Raw genomic sequence first — 6,818 nt, forward strand, 5'->3', positions numbered from 1 at the left:
TCATGTTATAAGAGTTGAACCATTCTTGCATCTTATTTTTTTATAAAGTATTCTTAGAAAAAATTAGCGTATCCAAAGGTGTTAAATAAAGAGGAAGATCCTTTATATGAAGAAGTAGAAGAAAGAACAAGGCGGTGTAATAAATGACATTAACCGAGTACGATAAAAGATATGAAACACTCCTTCACAGTAATTTATCAAGCCATGAAAAAGATGTAAGACTATCCAGTCTTATGACTGAACTAGAATCAGCTTTTGAAATCCCTATGCTGAGAACGCCTGAATGGGAAGAAAAAAATCGAAAAGTGATTGCATTGTATCGCAAAATATCCTTAAGCAGAAATTTCTAAAATTCTACAAAATAGCTCATTAAAAAAGCACCCAAAAAGGGTGCTTGGATTTTATCCGATTCTCTCTATTCCATCTAAAAGTGGTCCTTTGTTAGGGGTAAATCCATCTAATCAGGCTTCAAGTGTTTTTAAAACACGATTATTTGCTGTTGCTTTGCGGAAAATTTATCTGTAGAATTGTCAGTAATTAGAATATGAACGGAAAAAGAACCTCAACTGTTACAGTGGTGTTGGAAGCACCCTGTAACCGTTCCCCCTTCCTAGCAGGGAAAACACTTGTCGAAGTTCTTGTAACTAACTTTAGTTATACCCTTTATTTTACGGGCTAATGCAGTTAGTTTCAAGAGATATTATTCTCTTTAGCTTACATTTAGTTGATTTGAGTAAAAAAAGACACTGTTTCCCCCTATGTTTATTGGGAAACGGTGTCTTTTTCTGTTCCTGAAAAGGAGAAATTTCAATGACACTTTTAACAGCTTATAACCAAGACGTACAACGCTTTTTCCAAGGCGGTTACTGCAATAAGATCCGCAAAGAAACCATCCTTTCCACGATTGAAGAGAAAGTTTTTGAGATGGGCAAAAGTTTTGGCCAATTGTTCCCGAATAAACGAAAACAGGTGTTGGATGAAATCATTTATTTGTTGAGTGGTACCGGCATTTGCAAAATTGGCGCCGATAAACTGGCAGAAAAGGTCAATTGCTCAACAAGAACCGTAAAAAGCGCTGTCGCCTCAATCAAGGAGACGGATCAACTGGTGGTCGCCAGACTGGCAGACGACAAGGCAGGGAAATACATTTTCGTCTACAAGGAACACCCGAACTTCCACCAAATTTTAAAGGAGGTCTTCTTCCTTGATTCACTGCCCGAATCGGATGCAATTGCACCTCCTTTTGCACCTCTAGTTGCACCTCTTCAAAACGCTGAACCCGTTGAAGCTGTAAGCGTAAAGGGGCAAAAAACGAGTTCTAACCATATTAACTCTTTTAATTCACTACAAGAAAGAGATAGTATACAGCAAGCTATTGAAAATGATGTGCAAGATTCAAACCAAAACCAAGAAAAAACACGCGAAAAATTGCAGGCGTATCGAGCAAACAAATACCAACTCATGCTATTTGATGAAATTATGGCCTTTCCGTTTCCTCATTCCATCAAAACGGTTGCTGGAACGATTGCTTTACGGGTTGGGATGGACTGTGACGAGAGAAAAGTACTTCGAGCGATGCAGTTACTCAATAAAATGGCGATTAATATGATAAACGGTGTGGAAATACGCAATATCGTAGCTGTTTTCAGTGAAGGAATGGTCAATCAGCGGTATTTAGTGGTTTCAAAACCTGCTGTGCAGCCGCCCAAAACGCCGAAAGTGCCTTTTTATAACTGGTTAGAGGACCGAGGGTAAGGGATTGGACCCTTTCAATTGGGCCATTGAACGAAAAAATCCCCCTTCCATGCCTTTATTCGACACGAAAGAGGGGTAAAACTCGGTTTTAAGGCATTTCTACGCCCATCAGTGAGAAAAGGAACTTGATTACTAGATAAACGGGCACGATGAATACAGCCGTTCCTAAGCCGTATTTCGCGACATCCGACCAGTAGCTAAGTAAGGCGCTCTTTCTAACGCTCTGGGCCAAGGTCGCGCTCTTTTTCTCGAGGTCTTTCATGTTTTCGTTCATTCTGCGATTCAGCTGGCTCATGCTGTTGTCCAACATGCCCTCGATCTTGCTCATTTTCTGAACGGTCGTTTCGTTGTTCGCTGCCATCTCGCTCTTGCCAGTCTCCAAGTGCTGCAGAAGCTGATTCCCGTAATCGCGCTGCGTGCTCTCGAGCGCTTTCAAAATCGAAATCATCTGTTCTTGCACGTCCTGGCTGACTTTCGTGATTTTGGTCAGTTCGTTGTCCAGTGTCAGTTGACTGGTCCCGTCCTTGTCCATGTGAACCCGAATGTAGCTTTTCATCAGGGTGTTGAGTTCGTTCGTTTCCTTCATCAGTTTTTCCAGTTCGTTCGAGTTCGGCAGAGGCTGCGTCTGATAGACTGGCGCTTCCTCGCTCTTGACCTCGTTCAATTTGTCTTTCAAACTCATGCGTCAACGTCTCCTTTTCGTAAGCCAAGCCTAGTTTGGTTCCCCGGACAAACCGTTCGAAATCGGGGTGCTTGAAGCTGATGTTTTTGGGGGTGATTTTGGTTTCAATGCCAAACTGCGCTTTTAATTGATGGGCGAGATCCGGCAGGCTGGTTGCCTGGCCTTTGATGCTGTCGATGCTTTCGCGAATCTCGTCTTTCCAGCTGTCTTTCCCTTTTTCTAGCAATGCTTTTTCCGCAAGGGTATAGCGAATCTGGGCCGTGGGTTCTTTGACGATCGACAAGCCTTTGGCCAAACAAAGTTGATCACTTTGTTCCCGAATCTTGTACAAGTCTTTTTTGGATGATTGATACTTGCTGCCATTCTCGTAACTGACCGCATTAATGACAATGTGATTATGAATGTGGTCTTTGTCGGTATGCGTATAAACCACCGCTTCATGCCCCTTGGCGATGTTTCGGGCTAAGTCTTGGCCGATTTCGTTGGCCATTTTAGCCGTCACTTCTCCTGGTTTAAACGATTGAATGACGTGATGGGCCTGAATGCCTTCTGTCTTGCCCCAGAGCTCTCTGGTAGCTTTAAATTGCGCCTTGGCATATTCTGCTGGGCAATCCACTCCGCCCCGTTCTTTCGCGCGCTTCTCCGCATATGAAATTAGCTTTGTCGCTACTTTTGTATTGCCGAGTTGAATTGTTGCCATAACGCGTGCAACTCCTTCTCTATGCGCTGCACTTCCTCTTTCGGAACCGCAGCCCCCTCATTGGCCCGTTTGGACAACTGGTTGACGTTGTTTCCAATCGCGCGCAATTGCCGAGCCAGCTCAAACGCCCCCTCCCGATCAATCTTAGGAGGTGTCATTCTCGCCCCTTGTGCCTGCTTCTTGCAGAAGGTCGGCACACTCATTCCAGCAGCTTGAGCCATTTGCTCAAGTTGCTGGAATTCGAGGTCGTTCACCCGAAATTTAATCTGTCGATTCTCTTTTCTGTTCTCTCCCAAAAAGACCGCCCCTCCTTTTTCAATCTGCGCTTGAAATTATGCTTCCTACTCGTTGGTGTGCTCCGAGTATATCAGCATAATAGAGGGTTGGCAAGCTTCGTAAATGGTACCCATTTACAGCTTGTTGGGGAGTCCCCCAATCCCCCAAAGACCTTGGGCGTTGCCCAAACCCACAAGGGAAATGCTTTCCCTTGACCCTCCCCAAAAAGACAAAAGAAGGTTTCCGGCACGCAGCTGATCGCTCGTTCCTGAAACCAAAAAGCAAGCCGATGACCAAACGTTTTCACGTTTCGTAGCGGCCCATTTAACCGAATAATTGCCGGAATTGCTTACGAGCCCGAACGAAATAAAAGGAGCTGTTTTTCTAAAAATGAAAAACAGCTCCTTCTTTCTGATAAAAAATAGACGGCATTTCGTTTCATAATCGAAACGTCTTTAGGTTGCTCTCAATCTGTTCAGCCGTGATGCCGATGTAGCGCAACGTAATTTGCGGATGCGCATGGTTCAGGATGTTCTGCAGCTCGGCAATATCCTTGAATTGCTTATAGTGCCAGTAGCCAAATGTCTTGCGCAGCGTGTGCGTGCCGATGCCATCCGGCATATCGGCCATCTGGGCCGCTTTATTGAGTTGTCGGTATGCTTGGACCCTTGTAATCGGGTTTTGCCCCTTGCGGCTCGGAAACAGCCATTCTGAGCCATTTAACGTGTCGATATAAGCGTTCAGCTCGTCGTAGATGTTGCCGAGGTGGATGGTCCGGCGTTTGCCGGTCTTGCCTTCACGTAACGAGACGACTTTCTTGCCTTGGATCTCGCTCACTTTGATCTTTAAGAGGTCTCCGACCCGCAGCCCTGAATTGATGCCGACTAAAAAAAGGATGTAGTCCCGATCACCACACCATTTCTTCAAACTCCATTTCATATCTTCAATCCGATCCAGCGACCGGATTGGCTGCACGTCTTTGATTTCGGTTTGTTTGTTCATGACAAGCTCCTTTCGGTTGGCTGCTAAAGAATTATTGCTAGAAAAAACGAATGTAATGACCTATCCAAGGAAATTCCGGGAAAAGAAAAAGAGCGTCGCCAAGGAAAGGCAAGCCCAGTAAAATCAAGGTTTTGAATGTATCTTTTTTTCGCGTAATTTCAGTTTCGTTGATTTTTAGCATGAAGTCAATGGAATCAGGGTTTTGAATGTAACATAATTACCAATAAGTTACATTCAAAACCAATAGAAAATTTCTAGAAATTAATTATTTCGAAAAAAATGAAACTTTACTGGGAATCATTGGGTATAGTTACTTGAGTAATTTTTAACCAGAGATAGAAACGGTAGATACGAAAAGGAGGTAAAATCATAAAAACTGTAATTGAAAAAGCAAGAGATATCTTGGAAGGTATTGAAATAGGGTTCTTTGATACAGCTAAAAATTGGAGTATCGATAACTATGCTAATTATTATCGATATTTCTCTCACTCAGACCGTGATATAAGAAAGTATTCTCTTCTGGTTTTTGCTGCAGCACTAGGAAATTGGTGGATGAAATCAGCTTTCGTATTTCTCACACTTGGGGAAATTGAAGAAAAACAAGACTTTCAAAGTGAATTATATTTATTAGAGGATTATGTACAGGCTTTTTTGAAAAATAAAGAAGCTATTCAACGAGAGTTTCCACTTTTGTACAATTCGATATTAGTTGATTTAATTCACTTAGACAATGAAAAGTGCTTTGAAAACACATTCCCTGCTGCTAACAAGAAAATATTTAGCGAGCTCAGAAAGACTTTAAAAAATTCCGATATTGATGAAAAATATCAATACAATTTCAACGATCTTTTAAGGGAAGTAGGGCTTCCTACTTTCCTTAAAGATTAATTACGTATGAGATTGTCTTAAAAAACGATTATTTAGAAAGCGGATTACATTATTAGCTATATCACTTGTCATGAATTGAGTAAGCCCTCCTAAATGGAGGGATTTTTGAATGTAACTTAATTGCTAATAAGTTACATTCAATTGCTTCGAATTCGACTAAATAACAGTAGAACTAATTTTATAATTCATACTCGAAATTGGGATTAATACACATCATGATAGTTACAATAGCATTATTGTAACCACTCATTTTTTCTATATCTTTTTTATCCTCATCTGCTTTATCTTCTTCAAATTTCTTAGCTAATTTTCTCATTATATTTTGGTACTTATCTACGAATTCATCTTCTTTTAATTCGTTGACATCTTCCAACATTTCACTGAAAGCCAACAATTTACCTTCATCGTAATCTTTAAAGTCTGTCTTATCGAACACGGTATTTGTTTTGGTGAAATGTATTTGTCTTTCAATCACATCTATCAATGTAAATTCCGTCATTTTTTTATTGTTAATCATAATTACCCCCGTTTTTTCAAGCACTATTATTTCCTTAAAGATGATTCTTCTGAATGTAACTTACTTCACATTAAGTTACATTCAAAACTGATTTCCTCAGCTTTTCAAAAAATATTTCAAACTTGTTTATATTGCTTCTTTTTCTGTGCGATCAAGCCAATTCCAATGCCTATTGCTACGAATATGAGTGCAGTAAATAAACGAATTATAAAGCTGTCTGTTAAAAATAAATGATGGACAATTCTTTCTAAAATTGCGGCGAAAATTACTATCCAAATTACAGTCCATTTTTTCATTGAATTACACCTCTATTCGCTTTAATCTCTTAAAATTGAATTGTGAATGTAACTTAACTGCACATAAGTTACATTCGTTTCCGCTGAAATAGCGCCTTTTATTTGTTCCAGATCCTGGCCCATAAACCTCGGGTATCTTTCTTGGACGTTACCGGTTCTGGTTCGCTTTCTTCTTGCTGTGAGGACAGTTCTGGTCCCTCTATTTCTGGTTCTTCGGGTGTTGGTGCAGCTAACTGCTTCTGATTCTCTTCTATCCGATCCAGTTTATGCTTCATTTCTTCCAAGACTTCCACAAACAAAGAGTCCCGTTTTCGCATCTCTTCTTTCAGACTTCGATTCTCTTCTTCAAGGTCTTCCAATTTCTTCAAGATAACGGCTGTCGCGACGTCGTCATGACGCCGCGGCGGTGTGCTTGTGACGCCGTTTTCCGGCGTTATTGTAGATGTACCTTTTAAGCCGTCAGCAGCTTCTCTGACAGCATTCTCAAGCGTTATGCCACCGCTTTTCGTGACCGTCACAGCATCCCGTAACGCCGCGACCTCTGTGACGGTGTAAATACGGCTATTACTTTTGTTTCTTTTGAAGAGAATGCCTTCAGATTCAAAGCGAAGACTATATTTTCTTAATGTCGAAGGAGAAATTTTTAACTGCTTACAAACTTCACTGGGCGTCATTATCAATTGCTCGCCACCTCTTTTTGTT

Annotated in this window: 9 protein-coding genes; 3 read left to right on the forward strand and 6 right to left on the reverse strand. The window is 41.2% G+C overall.

Annotated elements, in window-relative coordinates:
* Positions 1-143: 143 nt before the first annotated feature.
* Positions 144-350 (forward strand): hypothetical protein, encoded by a 207-nt coding sequence (locus J7I83_RS16235; RefSeq protein WP_215102441.1) that lies wholly within the window; start codon positions 144-146, stop codon positions 348-350.
* A gap of 460 nt (positions 351-810) precedes the next feature.
* Entirely contained in the window at positions 811-1,755 is a 945-nt protein-coding gene (locus J7I83_RS16240) for a cytosolic protein (RefSeq protein ID WP_215102443.1), read from the forward strand.
* A gap of 215 nt (positions 1,756-1,970) precedes the next feature.
* Here J7I83_RS16240 and J7I83_RS16245 read toward each other — a convergent pair whose 3' ends face one another.
* The 3 genes from J7I83_RS16245 to J7I83_RS16255 all read right to left on the reverse strand — a co-directional run bounded on the left by J7I83_RS16245 (position 1,971) and on the right by J7I83_RS16255 (position 4,415).
* On the reverse strand, positions 1,971-3,137 hold the full coding sequence (locus J7I83_RS16245) for a relaxase/mobilization nuclease domain-containing protein (protein ID WP_215102445.1): 1,167 nt from the start codon (positions 3,135-3,137) through the stop codon (positions 1,971-1,973).
* Entirely contained in the window at positions 3,104-3,433 is a 330-nt protein-coding gene (locus J7I83_RS16250; protein WP_215102447.1) for a plasmid mobilization protein, read from the reverse strand. Before J7I83_RS16250 ends, J7I83_RS16245 begins: the two co-directional genes overlap by 34 nt.
* Positions 3,434-3,851: 418 nt before the next feature.
* The gene (locus J7I83_RS16255) at positions 3,852-4,415 is read right to left on the reverse strand and encodes a site-specific integrase (RefSeq protein ID WP_215102449.1); all 564 of its coding nucleotides are present in this window, start codon (positions 4,413-4,415) and stop codon (positions 3,852-3,854) included.
* A gap of 402 nt (positions 4,416-4,817) precedes the next feature.
* Here J7I83_RS16255 and J7I83_RS16260 point away from each other — a divergent pair, with 402 nt between their 5' ends.
* Entirely contained in the window at positions 4,818-5,303 is a 486-nt protein-coding gene (locus J7I83_RS16260) for a hypothetical protein (protein WP_215102451.1), read from the forward strand.
* Between the two features lie 178 nt (positions 5,304-5,481).
* Here J7I83_RS16260 and J7I83_RS16265 read toward each other — a convergent pair whose 3' ends face one another.
* From J7I83_RS16265 to J7I83_RS16275, 3 genes are all read right to left on the reverse strand, one after another.
* Positions 5,482-5,820: a hypothetical protein gene (locus tag J7I83_RS16265; RefSeq protein ID WP_215102453.1), complete on the reverse strand. Its 339-nt coding sequence runs from the start codon at positions 5,818-5,820 to the stop codon at positions 5,482-5,484.
* 116 nt (positions 5,821-5,936) lie between these two features.
* Entirely contained in the window at positions 5,937-6,116 is a 180-nt protein-coding gene (locus tag J7I83_RS16270) for an ABC transporter permease (protein WP_215102455.1), read from the reverse strand.
* A gap of 98 nt (positions 6,117-6,214) precedes the next feature.
* The coding region (locus J7I83_RS16275; RefSeq protein WP_215102457.1) for a MerR family transcriptional regulator at positions 6,215-6,818 on the reverse strand (604 nt) is incomplete at its 5' end.

This window comes from Planococcus sp. ISL-110 (assembly GCF_018613575.1).
Lineage (GTDB): Bacteria > Bacillota > Bacilli > Bacillales_A > Planococcaceae > Planococcus.